The 26,974-nt window shown below is 70.9% G+C and carries 26 protein-coding genes; 7 read left to right on the forward strand and 19 right to left on the reverse strand.

Annotation, left to right across the window (positions count from 1 at the left end):
- Positions 1 to 7 precede the first annotated feature (7 nt).
- Positions 8 to 976: a GTPase Era gene (gene era, locus OHT57_RS17780; RefSeq protein ID WP_328747401.1), complete on the reverse strand. Its 969-nt coding sequence runs from the start codon at positions 974 to 976 to the stop codon at positions 8 to 10.
- Between the two features lie 165 nt (positions 977 to 1,141).
- Here era and OHT57_RS17785 point away from each other — a divergent pair, with 165 nt between their 5' ends.
- Positions 1,142 to 2,464, forward strand: coding sequence for an ammonium transporter (locus OHT57_RS17785; RefSeq protein ID WP_328747402.1), 1,323 nt, complete (start codon positions 1,142 to 1,144; stop codon positions 2,462 to 2,464).
- Positions 2,461 to 2,799: a P-II family nitrogen regulator gene (locus tag OHT57_RS17790; RefSeq protein WP_328747403.1), complete on the forward strand. Its 339-nt coding sequence runs from the start codon at positions 2,461 to 2,463 to the stop codon at positions 2,797 to 2,799. The genes OHT57_RS17785 and OHT57_RS17790 overlap by 4 nt, the downstream gene beginning before the upstream one ends.
- A 27-nt stretch (positions 2,800 to 2,826) precedes the next feature.
- Here OHT57_RS17790 and OHT57_RS17795 read toward each other — a convergent pair whose 3' ends face one another.
- The 5 genes from OHT57_RS17795 to OHT57_RS17815 all read right to left on the reverse strand — a co-directional run bounded on the left by OHT57_RS17795 (position 2,827) and on the right by OHT57_RS17815 (position 7,180).
- Positions 2,827 to 3,792 carry a WxL protein peptidoglycan domain-containing protein gene (locus OHT57_RS17795; RefSeq protein ID WP_328747404.1) on the reverse strand — a complete coding sequence of 322 codons (966 nt, stop codon included), beginning with the start codon at positions 3,790 to 3,792 and terminating at the stop codon, positions 2,827 to 2,829.
- Positions 3,793 to 3,851: 59 nt separating this feature from the next.
- Positions 3,852 to 5,168: a beta-xylosidase gene (locus tag OHT57_RS17800; protein ID WP_328747405.1), complete on the reverse strand. Its 1,317-nt coding sequence runs from the start codon at positions 5,166 to 5,168 to the stop codon at positions 3,852 to 3,854.
- 136 nt (positions 5,169 to 5,304) lie between these two features.
- The gene (locus OHT57_RS17805; protein ID WP_328747406.1) at positions 5,305 to 5,778 is read right to left on the reverse strand and encodes a hypothetical protein; all 474 of its coding nucleotides are present in this window, start codon (positions 5,776 to 5,778) and stop codon (positions 5,305 to 5,307) included.
- Between the two features lie 204 nt (positions 5,779 to 5,982).
- On the reverse strand, positions 5,983 to 6,336 hold the full coding sequence (locus tag OHT57_RS17810) for a cytidine deaminase (RefSeq protein WP_328747407.1): 354 nt from the start codon (positions 6,334 to 6,336) through the stop codon (positions 5,983 to 5,985).
- Between the two features lie 28 nt (positions 6,337 to 6,364).
- Positions 6,365 to 7,180, reverse strand: coding sequence for a helix-turn-helix transcriptional regulator (locus OHT57_RS17815; RefSeq protein WP_328753229.1), 816 nt, complete (start codon positions 7,178 to 7,180; stop codon positions 6,365 to 6,367).
- A 160-nt stretch (positions 7,181 to 7,340) separates the two neighbouring features.
- Between OHT57_RS17815 and OHT57_RS17820 the strand changes: the two genes are divergently transcribed.
- Complete coding sequence (locus OHT57_RS17820) at positions 7,341 to 8,780, forward strand: MFS transporter (RefSeq protein WP_328747408.1); 1,440 nt, start codon at positions 7,341 to 7,343, stop codon at positions 8,778 to 8,780.
- On the opposite strand, the gene OHT57_RS17825 is transcribed toward OHT57_RS17820, so the two are convergent.
- Genes OHT57_RS17825 through OHT57_RS17840 form a run of 4 tightly spaced genes read right to left on the reverse strand, consistent with a single transcriptional unit; the run spans position 8,742 to position 13,042 of the window.
- Positions 8,742 to 9,101 (reverse strand): MmcQ/YjbR family DNA-binding protein, encoded by a 360-nt coding sequence (locus tag OHT57_RS17825; protein ID WP_328747409.1) that lies wholly within the window; start codon positions 9,099 to 9,101, stop codon positions 8,742 to 8,744. The two genes, OHT57_RS17820 and OHT57_RS17825, sit on opposite strands and share 39 nt — an antisense overlap.
- Positions 9,098 to 10,396: a hemolysin family protein gene (locus OHT57_RS17830; RefSeq protein WP_328747410.1), complete on the reverse strand. Its 1,299-nt coding sequence runs from the start codon at positions 10,394 to 10,396 to the stop codon at positions 9,098 to 9,100. Before OHT57_RS17830 ends, OHT57_RS17825 begins: the two co-directional genes overlap by 4 nt.
- Positions 10,393 to 10,890: an rRNA maturation RNase YbeY gene (gene ybeY, locus OHT57_RS17835; RefSeq protein WP_328747411.1), complete on the reverse strand. Its 498-nt coding sequence runs from the start codon at positions 10,888 to 10,890 to the stop codon at positions 10,393 to 10,395. The genes OHT57_RS17830 and ybeY overlap by 4 nt, the downstream gene beginning before the upstream one ends.
- 13 nt (positions 10,891 to 10,903) lie before the next feature.
- The gene (locus tag OHT57_RS17840) at positions 10,904 to 13,042 is read right to left on the reverse strand and encodes a PhoH family protein (RefSeq protein ID WP_328747412.1); all 2,139 of its coding nucleotides are present in this window, start codon (positions 13,040 to 13,042) and stop codon (positions 10,904 to 10,906) included.
- A 243-nt stretch (positions 13,043 to 13,285) separates the two neighbouring features.
- On the opposite strand from OHT57_RS17840, the gene OHT57_RS17845 reads away from it, so the two are divergent.
- Positions 13,286 to 14,002, forward strand: a complete 717-nt coding sequence (locus tag OHT57_RS17845; RefSeq protein WP_328747413.1) for an FAD binding domain-containing protein — start codon at positions 13,286 to 13,288, stop codon at positions 14,000 to 14,002.
- A gap of 206 nt (positions 14,003 to 14,208) precedes the next feature.
- Here the strand turns inward: OHT57_RS17845 and OHT57_RS17850 are convergent, their stop codons facing one another.
- The 3 genes from OHT57_RS17850 to OHT57_RS17860 all read right to left on the reverse strand — a co-directional run bounded on the left by OHT57_RS17850 (position 14,209) and on the right by OHT57_RS17860 (position 17,701).
- On the reverse strand, positions 14,209 to 15,369 hold the full coding sequence (locus tag OHT57_RS17850; RefSeq protein WP_328747414.1) for a carbohydrate kinase family protein: 1,161 nt from the start codon (positions 15,367 to 15,369) through the stop codon (positions 14,209 to 14,211).
- 107 nt (positions 15,370 to 15,476) lie between these two features.
- A complete protein-coding gene (locus tag OHT57_RS17855) occupies positions 15,477 to 16,766 on the reverse strand; it encodes a glucarate dehydratase family protein (RefSeq protein WP_328747415.1) in 1,290 nt (429 codons plus the stop codon).
- A complete protein-coding gene (locus OHT57_RS17860; protein ID WP_328747416.1) occupies positions 16,763 to 17,701 on the reverse strand; it encodes a 5-dehydro-4-deoxyglucarate dehydratase in 939 nt (312 codons plus the stop codon). Before OHT57_RS17860 ends, OHT57_RS17855 begins: the two co-directional genes overlap by 4 nt.
- A gap of 115 nt (positions 17,702 to 17,816) precedes the next feature.
- Here OHT57_RS17860 and OHT57_RS17865 point away from each other — a divergent pair, with 115 nt between their 5' ends.
- The gene (locus OHT57_RS17865) at positions 17,817 to 18,620 is read left to right on the forward strand and encodes an IclR family transcriptional regulator (RefSeq protein WP_328747417.1); all 804 of its coding nucleotides are present in this window, start codon (positions 17,817 to 17,819) and stop codon (positions 18,618 to 18,620) included.
- 189 nt (positions 18,621 to 18,809) lie between these two features.
- Complete coding sequence (locus OHT57_RS17870) at positions 18,810 to 19,997, forward strand: MFS transporter (RefSeq protein WP_328747418.1); 1,188 nt, start codon at positions 18,810 to 18,812, stop codon at positions 19,995 to 19,997.
- A gap of 63 nt (positions 19,998 to 20,060) precedes the next feature.
- Here the strand turns inward: OHT57_RS17870 and OHT57_RS17875 are convergent, their stop codons facing one another.
- Genes OHT57_RS17875 through OHT57_RS17895 form a run of 5 tightly spaced genes read right to left on the reverse strand, consistent with a single transcriptional unit; the run spans position 20,061 to position 26,163 of the window.
- On the reverse strand, positions 20,061 to 21,050 hold the full coding sequence (locus OHT57_RS17875; RefSeq protein ID WP_328747419.1) for an adenosine deaminase: 990 nt from the start codon (positions 21,048 to 21,050) through the stop codon (positions 20,061 to 20,063).
- 20 nt (positions 21,051 to 21,070) lie between these two features.
- Complete coding sequence (locus tag OHT57_RS17880) at positions 21,071 to 21,976, reverse strand: ribonuclease Z (RefSeq protein ID WP_328747420.1); 906 nt, start codon at positions 21,974 to 21,976, stop codon at positions 21,071 to 21,073.
- 6 nt (positions 21,977 to 21,982) lie between these two features.
- On the reverse strand, positions 21,983 to 22,336 hold the full coding sequence (locus OHT57_RS17885) for an HIT domain-containing protein (protein WP_328747422.1): 354 nt from the start codon (positions 22,334 to 22,336) through the stop codon (positions 21,983 to 21,985).
- Between the two features lie 32 nt (positions 22,337 to 22,368).
- Positions 22,369 to 25,584 (reverse strand): S41 family peptidase, encoded by a 3,216-nt coding sequence (locus OHT57_RS17890; protein ID WP_328747423.1) that lies wholly within the window; start codon positions 25,582 to 25,584, stop codon positions 22,369 to 22,371.
- Positions 25,585 to 25,629: 45 nt separating this feature from the next.
- Positions 25,630 to 26,163 carry a hypothetical protein gene (locus tag OHT57_RS17895; protein ID WP_328747424.1) on the reverse strand — a complete coding sequence of 178 codons (534 nt, stop codon included), beginning with the start codon at positions 26,161 to 26,163 and terminating at the stop codon, positions 25,630 to 25,632.
- Positions 26,164 to 26,244: 81 nt separating this feature from the next.
- On the opposite strand from OHT57_RS17895, the gene OHT57_RS17900 reads away from it, so the two are divergent.
- Positions 26,245 to 26,634: a hypothetical protein gene (locus tag OHT57_RS17900; RefSeq protein ID WP_328747425.1), complete on the forward strand. Its 390-nt coding sequence runs from the start codon at positions 26,245 to 26,247 to the stop codon at positions 26,632 to 26,634.
- Here OHT57_RS17900 and OHT57_RS17905 read toward each other — a convergent pair.
- Complete coding sequence (locus OHT57_RS17905; protein ID WP_328747426.1) at positions 26,576 to 26,968, reverse strand: VOC family protein; 393 nt, start codon at positions 26,966 to 26,968, stop codon at positions 26,576 to 26,578. The two genes, OHT57_RS17900 and OHT57_RS17905, sit on opposite strands and share 59 nt — an antisense overlap.
- Between the last annotated feature and the right edge of the window lie 6 nt (positions 26,969 to 26,974).

Consider the following 26,974-nt stretch of genomic DNA (forward strand, 5'->3'; position numbering starts at 1 on the left):
CGGAACCCTAGAAGCCCAGCTTCCGCAGCTGCCGGGGATCCCGCTGCCAGTCCTTCGCCACCTTCACATGCAGGTCCAGGAACACCGGCGTCCCGAGCAGCGCCTCGATCTGCTTGCGCGACTTGATGCCGACTTCCTTCAACCGCTTGCCCTTGGGCCCGATGATGATGCCCTTCTGGCTGGGTCGCTCGATGTAGACGAAGGCGTGGATGTCGAGGAGAGGCTTGTCGGCGGGGCGGTCCTCACGGGGGAGCATTTCCTCGACGACCACCGCGATGGAGTGCGGAAGCTCGTCGCGGACGCCCTCAAGGGCCGCCTCCCGGATGAGCTCGGCGATCATGACCTGCTCGGGCTCGTCCGTGAGGTCGCCCTCGGGATAGAGCGCCGGGCCCTCGGGAAGCATCGGGATCAGCAGGTCCGCCAGCAGGTCGACCTGCGTGTTCGCGGTCGCCGACACCGGGACGATCTCCGCCCACTCGATGCCCAGCTCCTTGCCGAGCTGGTCGACGGCGATCAGCTGCTCGGCGAGGGTCTTGGAGTCGACGAGGTCCGTCTTCGTGATGATCGCGACCTTCGGGGACTTCTTGATCCCCGCCAGTTCCTTCGCGATGAAGCGGTCACCCGGGCCGAGCTTCTCGTTCGCCGGCAGGCAGAAGCCGATCACGTCGACCTCGGCCCAGGTGGTGCGGACGACGTCGTTCAGCCGCTGGCCGAGCAGCGTGCGCGGCTTGTGGAGGCCCGGGGTGTCGACCAGGATCAGCTGGGCCTCGGGCCGGTGCACGATCCCGCGTACCGTGTGCCGCGTCGTCTGCGGCTGGTTCGCGGTGATCGCCACCTTCTGGCCGACCAGAGCGTTCGTAAGGGTGGACTTGCCCGCGTTGGGGCGGCCCACGAAGCAGGCGAAGCCGGCGCGGTGGGGTGCCGCCGACGACGCCGACGACTCGGATGACTGACTGCGAACGCTCATGAGCCCCATTCTCCCTGATCCACAGAGCCCCGCCGCACAAGCGCCCGAACACCGTCCCGACGGTGAGCTTCCGGAAACCCGACCGCAATGAAACACATCGGAAACACCGCTGTGCACAACCGGAAATGCGGGCCGGTGACCCTCTGACGAGCCCCCACCTCGTTGGAGACCTCCATGCCCCTCGCCGCGCAAGGCATCGACACCGGCGACACCGCCTGGCTGCTCGCCGCCACCGCCCTCGTCCTGCTGATGACCCCGGGCCTCGCCCTGTTCTACGGCGGCATGGTCCGCACGAAGAGCGTCCTCAACATGCTGATGATGAGCTTCGTGTCGATCGCCCTCGTCACGGTGGTCTGGCTGGCGGCCGGGTACTCGCTGGCCTTCGGGGACGACATCGGCGGAGGACTCCTCGGCGGTCTGAAGCACGCCGGGATGAGCGGCCTCGGCCCGGACAGTGTCCACGGCGCCGTCCCGACCCTCCTGTTCGCCACCTTCCAGCTCACCTTCGCGATCATCACGGCGGCCCTGATCAGCGGCGCGGTCGCGGACCGCGCGAAGTTCGGGGCGTGGCTGGTGTTCGTGCCGGTGTGGGCCCTGCTCGTATACGTTCCCGTCGCCCACTGGGTGTGGGGTCCCGGCGGCTGGATCCTGGACCGGCTCGGCGCCCTCGACTTCGCGGGCGGTATGCCGGTGGAGATCACCTCCGGCGCCTCCGGTCTGGCGCTCGCGCTCGTCCTCGGCCCGCGTCTGGGCTTCAAGAAGGACGCGATGCGCCCGCACAACCTGCCCATGGTCATGCTGGGTGCCGGTCTCCTCTGGTTCGGCTGGTTCGGCTTCAACGCCGGCTCGGCCCTCGGTGCCAACGGGCTGGCGGCCGCGGCCTTCCTCAACACTCTCGCCGCCGGCTGCACCGGTCTGCTCGGCTGGCTCTTCGTCGAGCAGCGGCGCGACGGCCACCCGACCACCCTGGGCGCCGCGTCCGGCGCGGTCGCGGGCCTGGTCGCGATCACTCCGTCCTGCGGTTCGGTCTCGCTCCTCGGCGCGCTCGTCGTCGGCCTCGCCGCCGGTGTCGTCTGCTCGTACGCCGTGGGCTGGAAGTTCCGGCTGAACTACGACGACTCGCTCGACGTCGTCGGCGTCCACCTGGTCGGCGGAGTCATCGGCACCCTTCTGATCGGCGTGTTCGCCCAGAAGGCGATGACCGGCGGCGCCGAGGGCCTCCTCTACGGCGGCGGGCTCGCCCAGCTCGGCAAGCAGCTGGTGGGCGTGGTCGCCGTGGGGACGTACGCCTTCGTCATGACGTACGGCATCGGGAAGCTGATCGACAGGGCGATGGGCTTCCGGGCCGACGAGGAGCACGAGCACACCGGCCTGGACCTTACGGTGCATGCCGAGACCGCATACGATCACGGCGTCCTGGGCCACGGTGCCCCGGTCGGCGCGTCCTCCGCGATCTCCTTCGCCCCCTCCGATCAGAAGGCCAAGACCCAGGCATGAAGCTCATCACCGCGATCGTCAAGCCGTACCGCCTCGACGAGGTCAAGACCGCGCTCCAGGAGATCGGAGTCCACGGTCTGACCGTGACCGAGGCCAGCGGCTACGGCCGGCAGCGCGGCCACACCGAGGTGTACCGCGGCGCCGAGTACCAGGTCGACCTGGTGCCCAAGGTCCGCATCGAGGTCGTCGTCGACGACGCCGACTCGGACGCGGTCATCGACGCCGTCGTCAAGGCGGCCCGGACGGGCAAGATCGGCGACGGCAAGGTCTGGGCGCTGCCGGTCGAGACGGTCGTACGGGTGCGGACGGGTGAACGGGGCCCGGACGCGCTCTGAAGCGGCCTCGGGGCGGCCGGGCCCGGATCAGTGCGCGGGTGCGCCGCGCAGCCGTGCCCAGCCGCGCCTGCGCGACGAACGCAGCCGCACCCACAGCACCACCCCGACCACCGCCGCCCCGAACAGCACGACGGCGACCAGCCACGGCAGGGCGAAGAACGCCGCACTCGCCGACTCGTGCGTGTCCTTCGCGCTGGCCGTCAACGTCACGTCGCCCCAGTCGAGTTGAGGCGCTCCCTGCCACGGCTCGGTCAGTCGTACCTGCTGGCCGGGCAGCAACTCCCCTGGAATCCTGGCCAGTTCACGGGCGAGCAGCGTACGTCCGAACAGCCCCGTCGCCCGTAGCTCCACCTTCGGGCTGAGCGTGACGTTGCCGGTGTTGTGGAGGGTGTACGAGACCGTCGCGCCGCTGTCCCCCAACCCCGGTACCAGCGGCTGGTGATGGCTGACATGGACGTTCTCGACGCTGATCGCGGGGACGGTGGGCCCTCCGACGCGCAGGTAGATCCGGGCGGCGACGGCCCGCTGCACACCGAGCGCCACGGCGCCGTCGCCCTTGTCGACCCGCTCGTCCAGCGCCACCAACGCGCCGGGGTGGTCGCCCGGTTCGGCGCCCTCGGGCACCGTCAGGGTGAAGGGCACGGTGACCTTGCCGTGCGCGGGAACGGTGACCCGGGACTTCGCGGGCTTCGCCCAGGCCCCCACGCCGCGCTGCTTCTCAGCGACCGTACGCACGGCGAAACCGCCGTCGCGGGCGGTGTTGTAGGCGTCGGCGCCGTAGAGCCGGAAGGTCTGCGGCTCAGCCGTCTTGTTGGCGACGACCACCTTGTCGTCGATGCTCTGCCCGGGGTCGGCGGAGAGATAGAAGTAGGGCCGCGCCGCGATCTGGGACGCGGCGGGGTACACGGACCAGCTGCCGTTGTCGGCGGCGTGCGCGGGCGCGGCGGCCGTGACCAGGAACAGGCTCAGGAGGAGGACGTACAGCTTGCGCATGGGTGCGGACCCCCACGAGGTGAGAAGGACGGGACGGGCGGGTGCGGGCGCCCGTACGGTCAGCTGAGCGTGAGGGTGAGAACGCCGGAGTACGAGCCCGGAGGCGTGAACGCCGGTACGTTCAGGGAGAGTTTCGCGTTCGCGGTGAACTCACCGCCGGTGAGTGTGCCGTTGGGGGTGGACGCGAGGGTGGCTCCCGAGGAACCGACCGTGCCGGACGAACCGGCCTGGCAGGTGCTCGGGCTGCCCGCCTTGGTGGCGCAGGCGGGTGTCCAGCTCAGTGCCCCGGCGTCGATCTTGGCGCCGGGTCCGGTGAAGTCGGTGACCTTGCCGGTCAGGGACCAGCCGGCGGGGCCGCCGCGGAAGTCCTTGACGGTGACCGCGTTCAGGTCGCCCGTCGAGGCACCGCCCGTGCCGTAGTCCACCGCCGAGAGAGCGACGGAGTCCCCGGCCTGGGACATGGACAGGCTGCCCGCGTTCACCTTGGTGGTGAGCTTCTGACTGCCTGCCGGAATGGGCGTGTTGTCGATGACGACGTATGCCTTGGGGCCTGCCCCCTTGGCGTCGCTGTACGCGCTGCCCTCGAACGCCACGACGCCGGTCGTCGTCTTGTCGTTGACGACGAGCGACCCGCTGAAGGCGCCCGAGGAGTCGGCGGTGGCGGTGGCGGTGTCCGCTGTCTGGGCGGCGCCGGACCGTCCGGCCAGGGTGACCGTCGCCCCCGGGGTGAACTTGCTGCCGGTGACAGTGACGCTGTCACCGGGTTTGCCGGATGCCGAACCCAGCGATATGTCCCGCTGGTTGACGGGGTTCGCGTCCGTCGCGGTGGCCGTCTCGGACACCGGGGCAGGCGGGTTCGTCACCGTGCAGGGAGTGTCCAGCTCCAGGATGTAGCTGGTGTGGATGTTGTAGTCGCCGGGCGACAGCGTGATCGCGCCGGGTGAGGTGACCTTGAAGGTGCCGGTCATGTCGAACCCGGGGAACGCCGCATTGCCGGCCACCGGGTCGTTCTTCTTCGGGCCCGCCACGGTGACGGTCCCGGTCTGGGCCCCGCCCAGGGTGACCTTGCCGGTCGGCGTCATGATGTCGGCCGGCAGGCTGATGGCGGTCGGGTTGCTCGCGGCGGGCTTGACCACCTTGTAGGTCACGGTGACGGTGTCGCCGACCTTGGGGCTGGTGTTGTCCACCGAGATGTTGGCCGTGGTGGTGCCGTCGATCGGCGGGATGCCCGCCACCGCGGGCGGGATGCAGTGCGTGGCGAAGTCCACGTTCGTGGCGGCACCGGCCGGACAGGCCAGTGCGCCGCCCGCGGTGACCGCAAGTGCGGTCGCCCCGAGCAATGACGCCCAACGGCGTCTTCGGGTCGTCGAACCCATGGATGTGCCCCCTCCGGAAGCTCCTGAAGTCCTGTGCCGACAGGGGGCATTGATGTGTGGATTGCGCGAGAAGTCAATGGAGCTGCCGCAAGAAACTGATGGACCATCAGTTTCTTGCGGCAGCGTGAACGGTTGCTCAGTCGAACACGAACGGTCCCGGCGCCTGCGGTCCGGTCGCCGTGCAGGTGACGGTGATCCCGAAGACGACGATCTGCAGCGAACCGCCGTACGACTCCAGGCTGTCACCGGTCGCCACGGTGCCGTTGAGGGGGCCGACGACGACGGGGTCACCGGTCGCGATGGCGGGGTTCTCCGTGCCGGAGAACGTGGTGGTGGTGCCGTTCGCGTTCACGAAGGTGAGGGTCGAGGCGATCGAGTCCTCGGAGAGCGCGAGCGGCGCGTTGATCGCCGAGGTGACGGTGACGGTGGCGGCGGTGCCGTCCTGGGTGGCGGTGAGGGTCGCCTCACCGCTGCCGAAGACGCCACAGTCCGCGGTGATGGTCGCCGTGTCCGGGGTGACTGCCAGGGCGGCGGGCGCGAACGCGAGTCCGGCGGCCGCGAGTGCGCCGACCGCCAGTGCCGCACCGGTTGCTGTACGTGTGCCTCTCATGGAATCCGGTTCCCTTCCCGTGGTGGGGACTGCCATGTGGGGATGGACGGGGGGTGCGCTCCGACGGACGGCCGGCGCTCACGGGCGTGGTGCGGGACGCCACGGGAGCGGGAATCTGACGGTCCGTCGGAATCTCCGGTTCCATTGATGCGCCTGGGGCGACGAACGGCAAGCGGGATTTCCGGCCAAGTGTTACCCGGGGTATCAGCCAGCGGTGACGGTGCTCCGCACGGTGCCGTCGACCCCCGCGACCAGTACCGGGGTGTCCGGCCCGCCCAGATCCCGCACGGCGGCCAGATCGGCCTCGGCAGCCGTGTCCGCCTCCGTGACGACCGCGGCCGCCTCCAGCGACTTCGCCCCGGACGCCACCGCCATGGCCACCGCGGTTTGCAGTGCGCTCAACCGCAAAGAGGCCAGCGCGACGGTCCCCGCCACATACGTCCGGCCGGTCTCGTCCCGCACGGCCGCCCCCTCGGGCACGGCATTGCGGGCCCGCGCCGAACGGGCCAGGGTGACGATCTTGCGGTCCTCGGGGTCGAGCGAGCTGTTGTCGGTCATGACAGGAGCATACGAAGCACCGCCACGATCACCCCGCCACGGGGTACATCGCCCCGCGCCGCCCCTCCGGCGAGGCCAGCCACTCCAGCTTGGCCGCGGTGTTCGCCTCGTCCAGCGGGGTGTGCAGGACCACCGTCAGATCGGGCCTCGCCGGCACCCGCATCGCCGTGGACTCCACGCACAGCAGCCCGACCAGCGGATGGTCGAGCTCCTTGCGGATCGACCCGGCGTCCTCGATGTCCCGCCGCTCCCACAGCTCCGTGAACTCGGTACCGGTCTCCTGCAGCCGGGCCAGCACCTCCTGGAAACCCTCGTCGTGCGGACGCGCGGAGGAGGCGGCCCGGAACTGCGCGACGACGGTGCGCGCGTTCTGTTCCCAGCTGTGCGAACGCGATCGGTACAGCGGATCCGTGAAGAAGTCGATGATGCAGTTCTGCGTGTTCTCCGGCCGCATGCCGAGCACCCAGCCCGCGGCCTCGTTGTACATCACACAGTTGTAGTACGGGTCCATGATGTGCGCCGGATACGGCAGCCACGCGTCGATCAGCCGCCGCAGCCCCTCACAGCCGTGGTCGGCGGCCGGCTCGGGCGCCGGCGGGTTCAACCCGGCCAGGACGTACAGGTGCCGCCGCTCGGCGTTGCTGAGCCGCAGCACCCGCCCGACGGAGTCGAGAACCTGCGGGGAGACGGAGATGTCCCGCCCCTGCTCCAGCCACTGGTACCAGGAGGCACCCACCCCGGCGAGCACGGCGACCTCCTCGCGCCGCAGCCCGGGCGTCCGCCGCCGCGCACCGCCGTCCGGCAGCCCGGCCTCGGTGGGCGAGACCCGGGCCCGCCGGCTCATCAGGAACTCTCGCAGTTCACGGAGCCGATGCGTCTTGCCCGCACCCGTCTCGATCACGTCCGCCACGTACTCCCCCTGCGCTCACGCCCGACTGGTGGTGCCACCACCAGGACAACTTCCCGCTCCCCACGGTCATTCCGACGGCCGCAGGCTCTCACTCATGGCGATCGACACCACTCCTACGGTAATCCCCGACCCAGCACTCGACACCCCCCGGCTGTCGACGCGCGACAAACTCGTCCTCTTCGTCCTGTGCGCCGCCCAGTTCATGGTCGCGCTGGACTTCTCCGTCCTGAACGTCGCCCTGCCCGTCCTCGGCGCCGACCTCGGCATGAGCCGGTCCGGCCTGCAGTGGGCGGTCACGGCGTTCGCACTGCCGTCCGGCGGTTTCCTGCTCCTGTTCGGCCGCGTGGGAGACCTGTACGGCCGTCGGAAGCTGTTCCTCACCGGGCTCGCCCTGTTCGGCGCGGCCTCCCTGCTCGCGACCTTCGCGTGGAACCCGGCGTCGTTCCTCGCCGGACGTGCCCTGCAGGGCCTCGGCGCGGCGGCGATCGTACCGACCGGCATGGCCCTGCTGACCACGACCTTCCCCGAGGGCCCCGCCCGCCACCGCGCTCTGGGCATCTCCGGCACCCTGCTCTCGCTCGGCTTCACCGTCGGCATGGTGGCCGGCGGCACCCTCACCGACACCTTCGGCTGGCGCTCCACGATGGGCCTGCTCGCCCTGTTCGCCCTGATCGTGCTGCCGCTGGCCCCCACGCTGCTGCCCGAATCCCGCACCCCGGACCGCCCCCGGCTCGACATCCCCGGCGCGATCACGGTCACCGGCGGTCTGCTCTCCCTGATCTACGCCCTGTCCACGGCCGCCGACCACGGCTTCGCCCGCGCCGACGTGATCACGACCCTGATCGCCGGCCTGCTGCTCCTCGCCGCGTTCGTCACGATCGAGTCCCGGACCGCGACTCCGCTGGTCTCCCTGCCCATGCTGCGCCGCCGCACGGTGGCGTGGGGCAACATCGGCGGTCTGGTCACCTTCTCGATGATGTCGACGGTCGTCTTCGCGCTGACCCTCTACCTCCAGGAGGTGCTGCGCCTCTCCGCGTTCGAGACCGGCCTGGTCTTCGGTGTCCAGGGCGTGCTGTCGGCGGTCGCGGGCAGCTACGCCTCCAGGGTCATCGGCCGCTTCGGCGCCCACCGCACACTGGCCGGTTCGCTCTTCGGCCAGGGCGTCCTGATCGCCGCCCTGCTGGGCCTGAACACCCAGAGCTGGTCCGTCTGGCTCGCCACCGCCGCCGTGTCCCTGGCCAGCATGTGCCACCTGGGCGCGATCATCTCGTACGGCGTCACGGTCACCTCCGGCGTACCGGACGAGGAGCAGGGTCTGGCCACCGGTCTTGTGACCTCGACCCAGCAGGTCGGCCTCACGATCGGCATCCCCCTGCTCGGCGTCCTCGCCACCACCACGCACGACCTGATGTCCGGCGTCCACACCGTCCTCGCCCTGGACGCGGTGATCGTGCTCGCGGCGGCGGCACTGGTCGCGGTGGGGCTGCGGGTGCGCTCAGGAGCGGTCGAGGCGAAGCCGCTCGGCGCGCGGTAGACCCGCCACCACCAGGTCGTACGAATCCTCGACGAGCTCCCGGACCAGACGGTCCGGGAGCTCTCCGTCGACCGTGACGGTGTTCCAGTGGCGCTTGTTCATGTGATAGCCGGGAATGACCAGGCCAGGGTGCTCCCCGCGCAGCCGGATCGCGTCCTCCGGATCGCACTTGAGGTTGACCTTCAGGGGCTGTGCGTCGATCCAGCTCAGGGCGAACATCTTGCCCAGCACCTTGAAGACCGAGATCTCCGGGCTGAACGGGAAGTCCTCCACCGCCGCGTTGAACGACAGGCACAGAGCGCGCAGCTCCTTCGGCCTCACAGCTGCTCCGTCTCCTTCTCCTGGGGGCCCACCGGCTCCACCAGCACCGTCACGATCTTGTTCCGGCGGCCCGCCGCGGCCTCCGCGGTCAGCCGCAGCCGGCGCCCGTCGGGAAGCTCGACCACACTCGACGCCCCGGCGATCGGGACCCGGCCCAGTGCCTTCGCCAGCAGCCCACCGACGGTCTCCACGTCCTCGTCGTCGTACTCGTCGAGCCCGTACAACTCGCCCAGGTCGGTGATGTCGAGGCGGGCGGTGACCCGGTGCCGGTCGTCACCGAGCTCCTCCACAGGAGGCAGCTCGCGGTCGTACTCGTCGGTGATCTCGCCGACGATCTCCTCCAGGATGTCCTCGATGGTGACGATGCCGGCCGTGCCGCCGTACTCGTCGATGACGACGGCGACGTGGTTGCGGTCCTGCTGCATCTCGCGCAGCAGGTCACCGGCGTTCTTGGTGTCGGGCACGAAGGCGGCCGGACGCATGGTCGTGGAGACCAGCTCGGACTCGGCGTCCCGGCTGATGTGCGTCTTGCGGACCAGGTCCTTCAGATAGACGATCCCCACGATGTCGTCCTCGCTCTCGCCGCTCACCGGGATACGCGAGAAACCCGACCTGAGCGCCAGGGTCAGCGCCTGACGGATCGTCTTGTACCGCTCGATGACGACGAGATCGGTCCGCGGGACCATGACCTCCCGCACCAGCGTGTCCCCCAGCTCGAAGACCGAGTGCACCATCCGGCGCTCGTCGTCCTCGATCAGGGACTCCTTCTCGGCGAGGTCGACCAGCGCGCGCAGCTCCGCCTCGGAGGCGAAGGGCCCCCGGCGGAAGCCCTTGCCGGGCGTCAACGCGTTGCCGATGAGAATCAGCAACGACGGGACGGGGCCCATGACCCGGGCCAGCGGGACGAGGATGTACGCCGCCGCGGTCGCCGTGTTGAGGGGATGCTGGCGGCCGATGGTGCGCGGGGAGACGCCGACGGCGACGTACGACACCAGGACCATGACGCCGATCGCGACCAGCAGGGCGCGGGTCGTGCCCGGGAACTCCTGGAGGCAGGCGTAGGTGACCAGCGCCGCCGCGGCCATCTCGCAGGCGACGCGCAGCAGCAGCGCCAGGTTGAGATAGCGGGTCGGATCGGCGGCGACCTGCGCGAGCTTCGCACTGCCCCGACGGCCGTTGCGTACGGCCTCCTCGGCACGGAAGCTGGAGACGCGCGCGAGGCCCGCCTCCGCGCAGGCGGCGAGCCACGCGACGACGACCAGGGCGATCGCGCCCGAGACGAGCGACAGACTCATGAGACGGTCGGCGCCGGGGACGGGCCGGTGAAGCCCTTCTCCTGCCGCCACCCGTCCACGATGGCCGCCTGGAGGCCGAACATCTCGGCCTTCTCGTCCGGCTCCTCGTGGTCGTAACCGAGAAGGTGCAACACCCCGTGGACGGTGAGCAGTTGGAGCTCCTCGTCCATGGAGTGCTGCGTCTCGGCCTCCTCGCCCTGCCGCTTGGCGACCTCGGGACAGAGCACGATGTCGCCGAGGAGGCCCTGCGGGGGCTCGTCGTCGTCCTTGCTGGGCGGCCGAAGCTCGTCCATCGGGAAGGACATGACGTCGGTGGGCCCCGGCAGGTCCATCCACTGGATGTGCAGCTGCTCCATGGCGTCGTCGTCGACGACGATCACCGAGAGCTCGGAGAGCGGATGGATGCGCATCCGCGCGAGCGCGTAGCGGGCGATGTCGAGGATCGCCTGCTCGTCGACCTCGGTTCCGGACTCGTTGTTGACGTCGATCGACATGGTGCTGGCTTGTCTACTTCCGCTCGTTCCGGCCGCCCTTGTGGGTGCCGTTCTCCGTACCGTTCTCGCTGTCGTACTTCTCGTACGCGTCGACGATACGGCCGACCAGCTTGTGCCGGACGACATCCTGGGACGACAGCCGGGAGAAGTGGACGTCGTCCAGTCCCTCCAGGATGTCCTGCACCTGACGCAGACCCGACTTGGTGCCGTTGGGCAGGTCGACCTGCGTCACGTCACCCGTGATCACGATCTTCGACTCGAAGCCGAGCCGGGTGAGGAACATCTTCATCTGCTCGGGGCTCGTGTTCTGGGCCTCGTCCAGGATGATGAAGGCGTCATTGAGGGTGTTGTGCGTCAGCAGGTAGTCCTGCGTGACGTACAGCGAGTCCTCGGCCGCCACCTGGATGCAGACGGTCTCCTCCCGGCCCGCGGGCTCGATGCTGTCGATGAACCGCATCGGGCGTCCGCCGCCTCCGGCCGCGTGGTACGTGTCGCGCTTGCGGGCGAGGCGGAAGGGTTCGATGCCCTCCGGGAGACGGATGTCGACGATGTGGGCGTCATGCCGATACCCGATCTCACGGCCCTTCGCGAGACCCGAGTTACGGCCCTCGGCAGCCCTGCGACGGGCGTACGCGACACCGCCCAACGACTGCACGAGCGAGATCACGTCATCCCGCAGCATGATCGATGTCGTCGAGTACTGGATCCGGCAGGTGCGGTCCTTCTGCGTGACGGGACCACCGTCGGAGTCCAGCAGACCCTGGAGGACGGCCAGCCGAACCTCTTCGGAGTTGTACAGGTAGTCGTCCGGGACGAACTTCGAGTGCGAGCGTGTGCGCAGCAGGTCCAACTCGCGCAGAACCCGGGTGACCGGGTTCTCCAGGGTGACCACGTCGCCGGGAGACTTGATCCGGTTGAGGATGTGGTCGGGCCCGCTCTTGTGCCTCACCGCGACACCGGGGAGAGCGGCTTCCAAAGCCTTGGCCAGCTCAGGATCCTCAGTCGCGAAGGAGGGAGTGGTGGAACCCGTGAGGCATCCGTCGCCCAACAGCAGTCCCAGCGCGTACGGATCCATGGGGACCTCACGCTCCGGGAAACAGACAGGCGCCGTCAGCATCGGCAGTTCGTACCGGCGAGCGTGCGCCGCCCGCAGGTTGCCGATCATGTCCTGGGTCTCCAGGACCCGCCACGGCTTGTTGCGGCGCTTGTCCGAGGCTGTGCGGACAGTCCACAGGTGCTCGCCGCAGCACAGTGTCCAGGAGCCGTCCTGCGCCGTGACACGGTAGATGTCCCGCTCGCCCTGCGGGTACACGCCAAGGACCGGAGTAGGCTCACCGTTCGAGCCGATGACCAGGTCACCGACCTGAAGGTCACCGATGGGACGCCACCCGTCCGGCGTCAGCACGTTGGTGAAGAGAGGCTGGCTTCTGCCCCTCATGTATGCCAGCGGGGCCACCTCGATCGTCCCCGCCGCCATCAGCTTCGGGATCGAGTCCGGGTCCAGCATGTCGTGCAGGGCGTCGTACAGCGGGCGCAGGTAGGGGTCGATCTTCTCGTACAGCGTGCCGGGCAGGAAGCCCAGCCGCTCGCCCGCCTCGACCGCGGGACGGGTCAGGATGATGCGGCTGACCTGCTTGGTCTGCAGCGCCTGCACCGCCTTGGCCATGGCGAGGTAGGTCTTGCCGGTACCGGCGGGGCCGATGCCGAAGACGATCGTGTGCGTGTCGATCGCGTCGACGTACCGCTTCTGGTTGAGGGTCTTGGGGCGGATGGTGCGACCGCGCGAGGACAGGATGTTCTGCGTGAGCACTTCGGCCGGGGTCTCCTGGCCGTCACTCGTCCCGTTCTCGCTCGCTCGCAGCATGGCGATCGAGCGTTCCACTGCGTCCTCCGTCATCGGCTGTCCGGTGCGGAGCACCAGCATCATCTCGTCGAACAGACGCTGGACGAGGGCGACGTCCGCCGCCTCACCTGTAGCGCTGATCTCGTTGCCCCGGACATGGATGTCGGCCGCCGGGAAAGCCTGCTCTATGACGCGCAGAAGGGAGTCGCCGGATCCCAGGATCGAGACCATGGGGTGCTGGGCGGGGACCGTGAACTGTGCTCTCGCCTGCCCCTGCGCGGGGCTGTGACCTGTGGGTGTCTGAGTCATGGGCCGGCGCTGAAGGCCTGCGGTTCCTCCTCGTCACGGCCGCACCACTGGAGGCGGCCTCACGGTGTCAAGAGTACGTCGGTGCACTGACAACCCCGTAGGGCTTTTCGACGGTGAGGGCGCCCTCAATGCGGCGATGAGCCCTGCACGCTCCCCCACACCCCGGGGAAGAATGCGCTCACTACCACGTGTGTTCGAAGCGGCGTCGGCCACGGGGGTCCGTACAGAGAAAGCAGGAAGACCGTGCTGTTGCGTCTGCCCACGTCCCTGCCCGAGGCACAGGAGTGCCTGGCCGAGGGAGCGATACCCGTCGGCGGTGCCACGCTCGTGTGGGCCGCCTGGCAACGCGACGGCTTCCCCGAACAGTCCGTGTCACTGCGCGAGGTACCGGAGGCGAACGTCCTCGACGCCGGGGCGGTCGGGGCCGCGGTCCTGCTGCACCGGATCGACGAGCGGGTGCCGGAGGTGCTGCGGCGGGCCGCGTCCGGCATCGGCACCGGGGCCGTGCGGCGGACCGCCACGGTGGGCGGGAACATCGTCGGCAGCACCCTGCGCTGTCTACTGCCCGCGGCGCTCGTCCTGGACGCCCGTGCGCGGGTGCTGGCGGCGGAGGGGCCGTTCGAGACCGACCTCGCCGAACTGCTCGCCAAGAAGCCGCTGTTGCTGAGCCTGCACTGGGACGAACCGCTGGTCAGCGGCTACCACAAGGGGGCCGAGGCCCCGGGCGGCCCGCCTCCGCTGGTCGTCGCCACGGCGGTGGACGCGGGCGCCCGTCCCCTGCTGCGCATCGCCGTCCGCGACGGCTACGACTTCCTGGACGAGAGCGTGCCCTGCGAGCCGGACGCGCGGAGCGTGCTCGACGCGTTGAGCGGAACGGCGATCGGGGCGCTCCCCGCCGGGGCCCGCGAGGCGGTCCGGGAACAGGTCACCTCGGTACTGGAGCGCGCGGCCGAGCGCTGACGCCGACCCGCCCACACGCGGCGCACCGGATCCGCGAGCCCGTCGCCACCGACGCCCGAAGCGGTCCGGCAAGCCCTCACAGCGACCGACCCGCTCGGCGGAGCGCTGATGTGGTCCGGACTCAGGCGTCGGTGTCCTCGGGGCCGCCACCCCGATGTGCCGTGGAGAAAGGCCGGTCGGCGGCGATGCGCTGCGGCCCCGGGCCCTCAGGCCGATCTGCCGAACCCGATCGTCGGCACTGCCCGCCGCAGTGGCCAGCCCGGGGACTCCTCCTCCGGGATCAGGGCCGCGAGGAACGCGTACCGTCGCAGGGCCGCCGGGTCCTGGGAGTCGACGGACTGGACCTTGCGCCACCAGGCGCCGATCTCGGACCAGCCCGGGGCGGACAGGGAGCCGCCGAACTCCTGGACGGAGAGCGCGGCGGTCAGGCCGGCGAAGGCCAGCCGGTCCGCGAGCGGCCAGCCCGCCAGGGTGCCGGTGACGAAGCCGGCCACGAAGACGTCCCCGGCACCGGTCGGGTCGAGCGCCTCGACCTCGATCGCCGGGACCTCGGCCGTCTCGCCGGTCCGCCGGTCCACGGCGTACGCGCCGTCCGAGCCGAGGGTGACCACGGCGAGCGGCACGTGGTCGGTGAGTGCGTGCGCGGCTTCCCGTGGGCAGGTGGCGCCGGTGTACCGCATGGCCTCCTCGGCGTTCGGCAGGAAGGCCTCGCAGTGTTCGAGGTCGGCCAGGCCCGCCAGGTCCCACGCCCCGGTCTCGTCCCAGCCGACGTCGGCGAAGATCCGGGTGCCGTGGCTCGCGGCCCGGGCGATCCAGGGTGCGCGTCTGCCCGGCTCCAGCGACGCCACCGCCGCACGCGCGCGGGGCGGGTGGTCGTCGGGGGCGCTCTCCTGGAGGAGCGCGGCTTCCGGGGGCGGTTCGTGGCCGTGGGAGACCATCGTGCGCTCGCCCTCGTAGGCCATGGAGACGGTGACCGGGGAGTGCCAGCCGGGGACGCTGCGGGACGGGGAGAGGTCGATGCCTTCTCCCTGTTCCAGCGCGTCCCAGCAGTACTCGCCGTAGTGGTCGTCGCCGAAGGCCGCGGCCAGCGAGGTGCGCAGCCCGAGGCGTGCCAGGGCGGTCGCCATGTTCGCCACACCGCCGGGGCTGGAGCCCATCCCGCGGGCCCAGGACTCGGTGCCGCGCACGGGGGCCGAGCCGAGCCCGGTGAAGACGATGTCGAGGAAGACGGTGCCGGTGAGATAGACGTCGCAGGGCGGATCGCCGGGTACGCGCACGGCTGCCAGGGGATCGACCCGGGCCTGGCACGGCCCGGTCTCTCCGAAGTGCGACGGTCCCTTTCCGGTGGACGCGTTGGACGCGATCACGGTGCGCTCCCTGACATGTTGCCGATCAGGCCAGTTTGCACCACAGCACCGACAACGTGTCGGCGGTCACGTCCGTGCCACGCCGGGACCACCGCCCGCCGGCCCCATTACCAGCGCGGCACGCTCGGTGTGACCCAGTCCCGCTCGGCGACCCGCATCGCCGCCGCGTCGTCCCGTTCCCGCAGCGAACCGTCGTCGTCGAGCCACCGCTGGTGCAGGAACCGCACCTTGTCGTGGTCGAGCTCGACACCGAGGCCCGGCGCGTCGGAGACCGTGAGGGCCCCGCCCTCGAAGGTCAGCCGTTCGGTGAGCACGTCCTCCGACTGCCACGGATAGTGCGAGTCGCAGGCGTGGTGGAGATCGGGCACGGTGGACGCGACGTGGGTCATGGCGGCCAGCGAGATCCCGAGGTGTGTGTTGGAGTGCATGGACACTCCGACCCCGAACGTCCGGCAGATCGCGGCGAGTTGCTGGGTGTTCCGCAGGCCGCCCCAGTAGTGGTGGTCGGAGAGCACCACCTGGACCGCGTCCCGGGCGAACGCCTCCTTGATCTCGGCGAAGGTCGTCACGCACATGTTGGTGGCCAGCGGCACGTCGGTCCCGGCGGACACCTGAGCCATGGCCGCGGTTCCGAGCGCGGGATCCTCCAGGTACTCCAGGAGGTCCCCGAGTTCCTGGGCCACCTTCAGGGAAGTCTCCACGCTCCAGGCCCCGTTGGGGTCGAGCCGCAGCGGGTGTCCGGGAAACGCCTCGGCCAGTGCCCGTACGGCCGCGATCTCCTCGTCCGGCGGGAAGACCCCGCCCTTGAGCTTGAAGGAGGTGAACCCGTACCGCTGGGTGAACAGCCGGGCCTGCTCCACCACTCCGGCCGGATCGAGGGCCGCCCCCCAGTCGTCCTTCTCACAGGCCACGCCCTCAGGATGGTCGGCCCACTTGTAGAACAGGTAGGCGCTGTACTCGACGGCGCCTCGCACCTTGCCGCCGAGCAGTGCGTGCACGGGCAGGCCGAGTGCCTTGCCGAGGGCGTCGAGGCAGGCGACCTCGAATCCGGAGACGACGGACAACCGGAGCTTGTCGGCGGTCTGGACGCCCCGTAGCCCGCCGACGTCGACCTGACCGGAGACCCGGGAGGAATCGACGGCCACCTGGTCGGCGACCGTGAACAGCCCGTTCAGGTCGCTGACCTGACGGCCGATCAGCTTCTCCGCGAACGGCCGTGCCAGTTCCAGGTACTTGGTGTCGCCGTACGTCTCCCCGACCCCCGTGACCCCGTCGGCGGTCTCGACCTCGACGATCAGCCGGGGCGTGTACGGCTGGTGCACGCCCTGTGTGTTCAGCAGCGGCGGGTCGGCGACCAGGATCGGGGTCAGGCGGACGTCGGCGATCGTGAGGTTCACAGCTGGGCTCCTACGAGGTCGAGTCCGGTGGTGAGCAGCGACCTGAGGTCCGCCAGGTCGGCGGGGGACGGGTCGGTGAGAGGTGCGCGCACGGGCCCCACCGGGCGTCCTCGCAGCCGTGCGGCCGCCTTCACCAGGGACACGGCGTAGCCGGGCACCCGGTCGCGGAGTTCGACGAGCGGGACGTAGAAGTCGCGCAGCAGTTTCTCGACCGTGCCGTCGTCGCCGTCGCGCAGGGCGGTGAAGAAGGCGTTCGCGATCTCGGGGGCGAAGGCGTGGACGGCCGAGGAGTAGGCGGGGACGCCGACGGTGGCGTAGGCGCGGGCCTGGATCTCGGCGGTGGAGGCGCCGTTGAAGAAGAGGAAGCCGTCGGGGGCGGCGAGGGTGAGGCGCTGGAGCCGGTCGAGGTCGCTGTGGCCGTCCTTGAGGCCGATGACGCCGGGGATGGCGGCGACGCGCCTGAAGGCGTCCGCGCCGAAGGCGACCTGGCCTCGCTGGTAGGCGATGAGCGGCAGCCGTGTCCGGTGCGCGATCTGCTCCAGCTGGGCGACCAGCCCGTCCTGCGGGGCGGCGACGAGGTAGTGCGGGAGGACGAGCAGGGCGTCCGCGCCCGCTTCCTCGGCGATCCGGGCGAAGCGAACGGCCTGGGCCCAGCCGTAGCCGGTCCCGGCGACGACGGGCAGCCGGCCGTCGGCCTCCTCGACGGTGATGGTGACAACCTGCCGGTACTCGTCCTCGTCGAGTGAGAAGAACTCGCCGGTGCCGCAGGCCGGGAAGACGGCTCCGGGGCCGGTGGCGATCTGGGCGGCGACGTGCGTGCGGAAGCCGTCCGGGTCGAGGGTGCCGTCGTCGTGGAAGCTCGTGAGCGGGAACGACAGCACGCCGTGTGTCATGCCGTCTCGCAGTCGTCGGGCCGTGTCCGGATCGAGGGCCACCCTCACTCATCTCCCTATGTAGATGGCATCCACGTATGAAGATGGAGATTAGGTACGCGAACCGTTCTCGTCAATGGTTCGGCGCGAGGTTTGGCGGGCCGATTACGATCGGCGCATGTCGGAGACAGGGGGCGAACGCCCGGAGAGCGCTGGCGTCCGCGAGGTGAAGTCGGCGGCCCGCACGGTCGAGCTCCTCGAACTGCTGGCGGCGCGCGGCGACCGGCCGGCCCGGCTGCAGGAACTCGCCGCCGCGCTGGAAGTGCCACGCAGTTCGATGTACGCGCTGCTCCAGACCCTGATCTCGCGCGGCTGGGTCCGCACCGACAGCACCGGCTCGCTCTACGGCATCGGCATCCACGCCCTGCTCACCGGCACCAGCTACCTGGACTCCGACCCGCAGGTCCGGGCCGTACGGCCCTATCTCGACGAGGCGTCCCAGGCGCTGGGCGAGACGGTCCACCTGGGGCGGCTCGACGGCCGGGACGTGGCGTATCTGGCGACCCGCGAGTCGCACGAGTACCTGCGGACCATCAGCAGGGTGGGCCGCAGGCTGCCCGCGCACGTGGGTGCGCTGGGCAAGGCGCTGCTGGCCGAGCGGCCCGACGAAAGGCTGCCCGAGGGGCCGTACGAGGCACTCACTCCGAACTCCCACACCACCCGCGACTCCCTGCTGGCCGACCTCGCCGAGGTGCGCGCACGGGGCTACGCGGTCGACCGCGAGGAGGGCGTCCTCGGGATCGTCGGCTTCGGCTTCGCCCTGCGCTACGACTCCCCCGCCCAGGACGCCGTCAGCTGCTCGGTCCCGGTCGCCCGCCTCACGCCGGAACACGAACGGCAGATCATCACGGTGATGCGGGAGATCAGGAGCAAGATCGAGGCGACGGCACGGGGCGCGGGGGGCGCGCCGAACTGGCGTTAGCCGCACCGGAAAAGGCGCTCGTCTGCCCGGTATCACCCGCCCCAAACGGGACGTGAGACAGATCACGCCACCCGGGCTTCTTCCGCAACCGTGTGCTTGATACAAATTCTTCGCGCGTTCCTGTCCGTCGACGGCCTGCGCCCCACCCCCTTCTTGAGCCGCTTCTTTTCGCATGCCCTGGGAACGCCCGTGTTCGCCCCTCGCACCACCCTGCCCTGGCCCCTCGTCGCCCTCTTCACGGCCGGGTACCTCGCCCCCTACCTCCTGCCCACCACCGTCGGAAGACTCGACTCGGGGCTTTCGCTGACCGCCACCGAGGCGGGCGCCGTCGGCAGCGCGCTGCTGCTGAGTTCGGCGGCCGCCGGCTTCCTGCTCGCCTCCCGAGTCGACCGCATCGGACCCCGCACACTGGCCCGCGTCGGCCTCACCCTCGCCGTCCTCGGCTACGGCGGCGCCGCCCTCGCCCACGCCGTCCCGGCCGTCGTCGCGGGCGCCCTGATCGGCGGTTTCGGATCCGGTACGTCGACGGCGGTGGCCGCCACCGGCATCGCCGCCCAGCCGGACCCGCACCGTACGACCACCGTCGGCCTCCTCTGCGTCTCCGCGCTCGCGGGCGCCGTCTACCTCACCGTGCCCCACCTGGGCCCCGGCCACGGCCAGCCCCTCGCCGCGATCGCCCTCACCGCGCTCGCCGTGTGGCCGCTGACGGGCCGTCTCCCCCTGCGCACGGCCCCCGTCCGCAGCCGGGACACCGGCACCCCGCTCCCCCATCTCCGCGCCGGTCTCCTCCTCGCCGTCGCGCTCCTGTGCTGGTCCCTCGCCCAGAACGCCCTCTGGGGCGTCAGCGGCCGCATCGGCCTCACCCAGGCCCACCTCTCCGAGACCACGGTCGGCGCGGTCTTCGCGATCGCGCTCGGCACGGGACTGCTGGGCGTCGTCGGAGCGGGCGCGCTCGGCCCACGGCTCGGCCGCGCCCTGCCCATCGGCGGCGGAACGGTCCTGATCGCCGTCTGCATCACCCTCAGCGCCTCCGCGAACGACCTGACGTCCTTCGCGGCAGGCGAGATCGCCTGGAACACGCTCTACCCGATCGTCCTGTCGTACCTCATCGGCCTCGCCGCCTCCCTCGACCCCCGCGGCCGTTGGGCGGTCCTGGTCGGCTCGGCGTCGTCGCTGGGCACGGCGGCGGGCCCGCTGACCGGCAGCCTGCTCGCGGCCCAGGCCGGCTTCCCGGCGATGGGCACGGTCCTGGCGGCGGGCCTACTGGTGATCGCCGTACCGATGACGGCGGTGGCGACGGGTGCCGGGCGCCGGACCTTGCCGGTGGTGGAAATCCAGGTGGAAACCCAGGTGTACGACAAAGCAACGGCGGCGTAAGGCTTTTAGGGGCGCGGGGAACTGCGCGACCGGCCACGACGCACCCGCGGACGAGAACGCACCTCAGAACTCGTACGCGTCGACTTCCGCCAGATACCGAGCCCGCAGCTCCTCGTCGTGCTCCAGGAAGGACGCGAGGAAGGAGTTGCGGGCAAGCTCCCGCAACCGCTCCTCGCCCAGCCCCAGCGCCGAGCGCACCGCGTCGAAGTTGTCCCCCGCGTACCCGCCGAAGTACGCGGGGTCGTCGGAGTTCACCGTGCACATCAACCCGGCGTCCAGCATCGCCGGCAACGGATGATCGGCGAGCACATCCACCGTCCGAAGCCGCACGTTGGACAAGGGACACAGGGTCAGCGGCACTCGGTCCCGCACCAGCCGCGCGACCAGTTCCGGTGACTCCATGCACCGCAGCCCGTGGTCGATCCGCTCCACGCCGAGCACGTCCAGCGCCTCGACGACGTACTCCGGCGGCCCCTCCTCGCCCGCGTGCGCGACCCGCCGCAGGCCCAGCGCGGCGGCGGCCTCGTACACCTCGCGGAACTTCACCGGCGGGTGTCCCACCTCGGCGGAGTCGAGTCCGACGCCGACGATCCGGTCGAGGTGGGGCTTCGCGGCCTCCAGCGTCGCGAGGGCCGACTCGGCGGACTCGTCCCGCAGGAAGCACATGATCAACTGTGTGGTGACGCCGTGGTTCTCCGCGCTGCTGCCCAGCGCCCGCCACAGCCCCTCGACGACCGTCCCCATGTCCACGCCCCGCGCGATGTGTGCCTGCGGGTCGAAGAAGATCTCCGCGTGCCGCACCCCCTGCGCGGCGGCCCGGGCGAGATACGCGTTGGCAAGGTCCTCGAAGTCCCGCTCGGTGCGCAGGACGGCCATGAGCTCGTAGTACAGGTTCAGAAAGGACTGGAGGTCCTCGAACCGGTAGGCCTTGCTCAGCGCGTCCGCGTCGACGTAGGGCAGGTCGACGCCGTTGCGCTCGGCCAGCTCGAATGCGAGCTCCGGCTCCAGGGTGCCTTCGATGTGCAGGTGCAGTTCAGCTTTGGGGATGGACATCAGGGCATCGTACGGCGGCTTTACAGCCGTTTCGGAACCGGCACCCTCAGGAGATCATGGGCCACGGTCAGCTCGCCCTCGTATCCGGCCGCCCGAGCCTGCCGCTCGAACTCCTCCGGCTGCGGGTAGCGCTGGCTGAAGTGGGTGAGCACGAGGTGCCGTACACCGGCGTCACGGGCCACGCACGCTGCCTGACCTGCCGTCAGATGACCGTGGTCGAGAGCCAGTTGCTCGTCCTCGTCCAGGAAGGTCGACTCGATGACGAGCATGTCGACGCCGTCCGCGAGGGCGTGCACGCCGTCACAGAGGCGGGTGTCCATGACGAACGCGAACCGCTGGCCCGGGCGGACCTCGCTGACGTCGTCGAGGGAGACACCGTTCAGGGAGCCTTCCCGCTGGATCCGTCCGACGTCGGGCCCCTTGACGCCGTGCGCGGCGAGACGGCCGGGGATCATGCGCCGGCCGTCGGGTTCGGTGAGGCGGTAGCCGTAGGACTCGACGGGGTGGGACAGCTTGCGGGCGTCCAGGGTGTAGCCGCCGGCCTGTGCGAGCACCCCGTCCTCGGCGACCGGCGCCTCGGTGAGCCGGACCGTCTCCCGGTACGCCGTCGCGTACCGGAGCCGGTCGAAGAAGCGCTGCCCCGACTTCGGGTAGTGGGCGGTGACCTCGTGCGGGACCCGGTCGAGGTTGATGCGCTGGATCACGCCCGCCAGGCCCAGGGAGTGGTCGCCGTGGAAGTGGGTGACACAGATCCGGTTGAGGTCGTGGGCGGCGACACCGGCGCGCAGCATCTGACGCTGGGTGCCCTCGCCGGGATCGAAGAGGATGCCCTCGCCGTCCCACCTCAGCAGGTAGCCGTTGTGGTTGCGGTGCCTGGTCGGGACCTGGCTGGCTGTGCCGAGGACGACCAACTCACGTACAGACACGACGAGTTACCCGGGGGGCCACTGGAGGCCACGGCCGCCGATCACATGGGCGTGGGCGTGCCAGACGGTCTGGCCGGCGCCGCTGCCCGTGTTGAAGACGGTGCGGTAGCTGTCCAGCTTCTCGTCGTGGGCGACCGCCTCGGTCTCGCGCAGGACGTCGGCGGCGAGTTCGGGCGCGGCGGCGGCGAGGGCGGCGGCGTTCTCGTGGTGGGCCTTGGGGATCACGAGGACGTGGGTGGGTGCCTGGGGGTTGATGTCCCGGAAGGCGACGGTGGTGTCCGTCTCACGGATGATCGTCGCCGGGATCTGGCCTGCGACGATCTTGCAGAACAGGCAGTCGTCCTGGGGTTCCCCTGGCATGTGGTTCCTTCCGTACGAGGTCCTGAGGCATCTTAACGAGGCAGGCTCGGTGGCATCTTCGCAGGACTGGCCTCCAGCGCCTCCAACGCGATCCGCACCGCCTCGTCGAGCTGCGTGTCCCTCCCCGCCGCGTGGTCCTGGGGCCGCTGCACCACCTCCACGTCGGGATCGACGCCGTGGTTCTCGACCCCCCACTCGTAACCCTCCAGCCAGAAGGCGTACTTCGGCTGGGTGATCAGCGTGCCGTCGACCAGGCGGTAGCGGCTGTCGATGCCGATGACACCTCCCCACGTGCGCGTGCCCACCACCGGGCCGATGCCCAGTGCCTTGATCGCCGCGTTGACGATGTCGCCGTCGGAACCCGAGAACTCGTTCGCCACCGCCACGACCGGACCGCGCGGCGCGTCCCTCGGATAGCTGTACGGCCGCATCCCCCGCGGCAGCGCCCAGCCGACGATCCTGCGGGCCAGCTTCTCGACGACCAGCTGGGAGGTGTGCCCGCCGCGGTTCTCGCGGACGTCGACCACGAGGCCCTCGCGGGCCACCTCGACGCGCAGATCACGGTGGATCTGGGCCCAGCCCGGCGCCTGCATGTCCGGGACGTGCAGATATCCCAACCGGCCGCCGGACTTCTCGTGGACGTAGGCCCGCCGGTCGGCGACCCACGCGTGGTAGCGCAGCGGCTCCTCGTCGGAGATCGGTACGACGACGGCGTGCCGTGGATCGCCGCCGCCGGACGGGGAGATGGTGAGCTCGACCGGTTTGCCCGCCGTGCCGACCAGGAGGGGGCCGGGGCCGGTGACCGGGTCGACCGGGTGGCCGCCGACCGCGACGATCGCGTCCCCGGCCCGGACCGCGGCGCCGGGTGCGGCCAGCGGGGAGCGGGCGTCCGGGTCGGAGGTCTCGGTCGGCAGAATCCGGTCGATGCGCCACTGCGCCGACCCCTGCGGGCCGTCCTCGTGGCGGGAGATGTCGGCGCCGAGGAGCCCCTGGTGGGGGCCGTGGCTGTGGCCGCCGCGAGGGGCGACGTAGGCGTGCGAGGTGCCGAGTTCGCCGTGCACCTCCCAGAGGAGGTCGACCAGGTCGTCGTGGGTGGCCAGCCGGTCCAGGACCGGGCGGTAGCGGTCGAGGACGCCGTTCCAGTCGACGCCGCTCATGTCGGGCCGCCAGAACTGGTCCCGCATGATGCGGCCGGTCTCCTCGAACATCTGCCGCCACTCGGCCGACGGGTCGCAGGTCTGCCGGATCCGTCCGAGGTCGACGGTGATGTTCGTGTCGCTGTCGTCGTCGGAGGCGGCGCGGCGGTCGCTCGGTACGACCTTCAGCCGGCCGTCGGTCCACAGCAGGACGCGCTTGCCGTCGCCGCTGACGGCGAAGTGGTCGGCGTCGACGGCGAGGTGTTCGAGGCGCTGCTGGGCGAGGTCGTAGCGCTGCAGGTCGGTCTTGGGGTCGGGGTCGTCCGGGGTGGCCCGGGAGGAGCCGAGGACGCCCTGGACGGGGTGGCGCAGCCACAGGACGCCGTCCTTGGCCGCGCGCAGGTTGGAGTAGCGGCCGGCCTCGACCGGGAAGGGCACGATCCGGTCGGCGAGGCCTTCGAGGTCGATGCGGGTGGCCGGGGTGCCCTCGCTGTCGGGGGTCTCGTCCTTGTCGGGGGCCTCGAAGGGTCGGCCGTGCCGCTGCGGGCCGAAGGGGGACGGGGTGGTCGCGGCCAGGGTGATCAGGTGCGGGCGGTCGCCGACGACGAAGGCGAGGTCGAAGACGTGCTCGTCGTAGACCGGGTCGAAGGAGCGGTTGGAGAGGAAGGCCAGGTGTTTGCCGTCGAGGGTGAAAGCGGGGGCGTAGTCCTGGAAGCGCAGCGGGGTGGCCTCGGTGACGGATAGGTCGGTGGTGTTGGCGAGGCGCAGCTGGCAGAGCGGGGTGGGGCCGGGGTGCGACCAGGCGAGCCAGGCCGAGTCGGGCGAGAAGGCCAGGCCCCGGACATCGCCGTCCTCGCTGCGGTCGACCTCGCGGACCTCACCGGTCTCCCGCTCGACGAGCAGGACGCGGCCGTCGTGGGCGGCGACCGCGGCCCGGCTGCCGTCGGGGGCCATGGCGAGGCCCAGGACGCGGCCGAGCTGTCCGGCGGCGAGGCGGCGCGGGGTGGCGCCCGGGGCGAGGCCGGTGGCGGGCGCGAACTCCAGGGCGTCGTCGCCCTCCGCGTCCGTCACCCACACCGCCCACTCCTCGCCCTCGGTGCGGAAGGTGCGCGGCAGCCGGGCCCGGACGCCGGGTTCGACGGCGAGCGCGCGGGCCGGGCCCGAGCGGTGGGTGACCCAGTGGACGGCTCCGCGTACGGCGACCGCGCTGCCGCGTGCGGTGTGGTCGGGTGCGGCGGACCCGAACCAGTGGGCGGCGTTCACCGGGAACGGCTGCCGGTCGGCACGCTGGCCGGCCAGCCGGACGTCCAGGCGGCGCGGTTCGGCACCGTCGAGGTCGTCGAGGATCCACAGCTCGCCGGCCGAGGTGTAGACGACGCGGGTGCCGTCGCCGGAGGCGTGCCGGGCGTAGTAGCCGTCGAGGGGCGTGTGCCGTCGCAGGTCGGAGCCGTCGGCGAGGGAGGAGTAGAGGGCGCCGGTGCCCTCGTGGTCGGAGAGGAACGCGATGCGCTCCCCCGCCCACACCGGGTATTCGAGGTTCCCGTCCAGGTCCTCGTGCAGCCTGACGAACTCGCCGTCGCCCTCGCGGTCGATCCACAGCTTGCCCGCCGTGCCGCCCCGGTACCGCTTCCACCAGGCGGCCTCCCGGCCCATGGGCGCGGAGAGCACCACGGTCGCCGGGCCGTAGGCGACATGGCCGACCGGGCCGTACGGCAGGACGGTGCCGGGTCCGCCGTCGAGCGGCAGGGCGTGCGCCCAGCTGCGGCGCAGGCTCGCCCGGCCGTGGGTGGTGATCGCGAGGACGTCCCCGTCCGGGGTCCAGCCGCGCACCTGGGTGCGTGAACTGCCCCAGTGGGTCAGCCTCCTGACCGGTCCGCCGTCGACCGGGGCGATGTGCACCTCGGGGGCGCCTCCGTAGGGGGAGGTCCAGGCGACGGTGGTGCCGTCGGGTGAGATACGGGGGTGGGTGACGGGCACGTTGTCCGCGCTGACACGCCAGGCGCGGCCGCCGTCGAGCGGCGCGAGCCACACGTCGTCCTCGGCGGTGAAGGCCACCAACTCGCCCTGCAGATGCGGAAACCGGAGATATGCGGACGTCGCAGGCTGTGTCACCCGGTCACCCTATGCACGGGCGGTCCCCGTGCACAGCTTTTTCGATCACTTGCCGTCGGGCCAGCACTGCGGGTCCTTCTGGCACCAGATGGTCTTCGTGACCGTCACGGTGACGGTGGGGCCGGGCTGTCCCGGGTTGTTGACCGGCGGCGTGGGCGTGGCGGTGCAGTCGCCGAGGCCCTGCACGTGGAACCACTGCTTGCCGCCCACCGTGGCGGTGAGGTCGCCGCGCACACACGCACCGCTGACGGCCCGGGTCACCTTGCCCTTGACGGTGATGTCCTTGCCGTCATTCGTCTTTCCCTGGCAGTCGACGGTGGCGACGGGGTTCACACTGGCGCTGGGGGTCCGGTCGCCGTTGCCGTAGGAGGCCCGGCAGGTCAGCCATGTCACGTCGGCCTTCTGCCGGTTGAGCTCCTTGGTGACCAGCTGGTCGGTGGTGTACGAGATGGTCGCGGAGCTGACCACGCCGGCCGGGTCACAGGCGGCGACCCCGCCCACGGCCAGTACGGCACCCCCGACCACGCCCGCCACCCGCATCCCGCGCGGCCGACGCCCGTTCCGTCTCAACGCCACCATGGAGGGCAGCCTGCCACTGTCCCGCCCCGGAGGGTAGGGCGCATACGGCCACGCGCGCGCCGGTCGGGCTACGTTGGGCGGATGCGTGGAAACCGTGCGGCGAGACGGCTCGTCGTGGACGACCGGACCTACATATGGAGCCTCCGGCACAAGCACCGGGACGGCGACGTCTGCCGCGACGTGCTCCAGCTGATCCTCGACGGGGTCCGCACCCGGATCGTCTTCCGGACGGGCGAGGGCCGGGGCATCTCCGGCTGCTACGCGCTCGACGGCTTTGTGGCGACCGGCCCCGGCAGGGCGCTCAACCTGAACGAGCCCGGTACCGTACGCCGTCTGGTCGACGAGGCGACGGCCCGCGGACTCCTACCGCACGGCGGGGAGTTGGACGGCTGGGACCTGTTCGACGCAGTGCTCAGCCGCGCAGCAGCAGCCACTCCTGAAGCTCCACCAGGTTCCCCTCCGGGTCCTTGAGGTGGGCGACCCGCATCCGCTCCGTCATGGGGACCGGGCCGCGCAGCAGGGTGGCGCCGCGGGCGGTGATCTGCTCGCAGTAGGCGTCCAGTTCGTCCACGCGCAGCACCACGAGGGAGCGGTGGCCGGTGGCCGTGTCACCCAGTTCGCCGAGGACCTCCGCCATCATCGACCGGTCCTGCAGGGCGATGCCCGCCGAGCCGGTGGCGGGGCTGAACTTCTCGTACGGTCCGCCCGTCGCCCCCGACTGGGGCTTGAGGCCGAGGACGTCGGCGTAGAAGTGGTAGCAGGCGGCGAAGTCGCTGACGAGCAGGCGTACCTGGGCGAGTTCCACGGTGTT

This window comes from Streptomyces sp. NBC_00285, from assembly GCF_036174265.1.
GTDB lineage: Bacteria > Actinomycetota > Actinomycetes > Streptomycetales > Streptomycetaceae > Streptomyces.

Coding starts and splice junctions, on each gene's coding strand:
- OHT57_RS17895 (WP_328747424.1), bottom strand. CDS start 26,163: ATGGTGGCGTTGAGACGGAACGGGCGTCGGCCGCGCGGGATGCGGGTG.
- OHT57_RS17900 (WP_328747425.1), top strand. CDS start 26,245: ATGCGTGGAAACCGTGCGGCGAGACGGCTCGTCGTGGACGACCGGACC.
- OHT57_RS17820 (WP_328747408.1), top strand. CDS start 7,341: ATGGCGATCGACACCACTCCTACGGTAATCCCCGACCCAGCACTCGAC.
- OHT57_RS17810 (WP_328747407.1), bottom strand. CDS start 6,336: ATGACCGACAACAGCTCGCTCGACCCCGAGGACCGCAAGATCGTCACC.
- OHT57_RS17795 (WP_328747404.1), bottom strand. CDS start 3,792: ATGCGCAAGCTGTACGTCCTCCTCCTGAGCCTGTTCCTGGTCACGGCC.
- OHT57_RS17840 (WP_328747412.1), bottom strand. CDS start 13,042: ATGACTCAGACACCCACAGGTCACAGCCCCGCGCAGGGGCAGGCGAGA.
- OHT57_RS17830 (WP_328747410.1), bottom strand. CDS start 10,396: ATGAGTCTGTCGCTCGTCTCGGGCGCGATCGCCCTGGTCGTCGTCGCG.
- OHT57_RS17865 (WP_328747417.1), top strand. CDS start 17,817: ATGTCGGAGACAGGGGGCGAACGCCCGGAGAGCGCTGGCGTCCGCGAG.
- OHT57_RS17785 (WP_328747402.1), top strand. CDS start 1,142: ATGCCCCTCGCCGCGCAAGGCATCGACACCGGCGACACCGCCTGGCTG.
- era (WP_328747401.1), bottom strand. CDS start 976: ATGGGGCTCATGAGCGTTCGCAGTCAGTCATCCGAGTCGTCGGCGTCG.
- OHT57_RS17800 (WP_328747405.1), bottom strand. CDS start 5,168: ATGGGTTCGACGACCCGAAGACGCCGTTGGGCGTCATTGCTCGGGGCG.
- OHT57_RS17875 (WP_328747419.1), bottom strand. CDS start 21,050: ATGTCCATCCCCAAAGCTGAACTGCACCTGCACATCGAAGGCACCCTG.
- OHT57_RS17790 (WP_328747403.1), top strand. CDS start 2,461: ATGAAGCTCATCACCGCGATCGTCAAGCCGTACCGCCTCGACGAGGTC.
- OHT57_RS17885 (WP_328747422.1), bottom strand. CDS start 22,336: ATGCCAGGGGAACCCCAGGACGACTGCCTGTTCTGCAAGATCGTCGCA.
- ybeY (WP_328747411.1), bottom strand. CDS start 10,890: ATGTCGATCGACGTCAACAACGAGTCCGGAACCGAGGTCGACGAGCAG.
- OHT57_RS17805 (WP_328747406.1), bottom strand. CDS start 5,778: ATGAGAGGCACACGTACAGCAACCGGTGCGGCACTGGCGGTCGGCGCA.
- OHT57_RS17815 (WP_328753229.1), bottom strand. CDS start 7,180: ATGAGCCGGCGGGCCCGGGTCTCGCCCACCGAGGCCGGGCTGCCGGAC.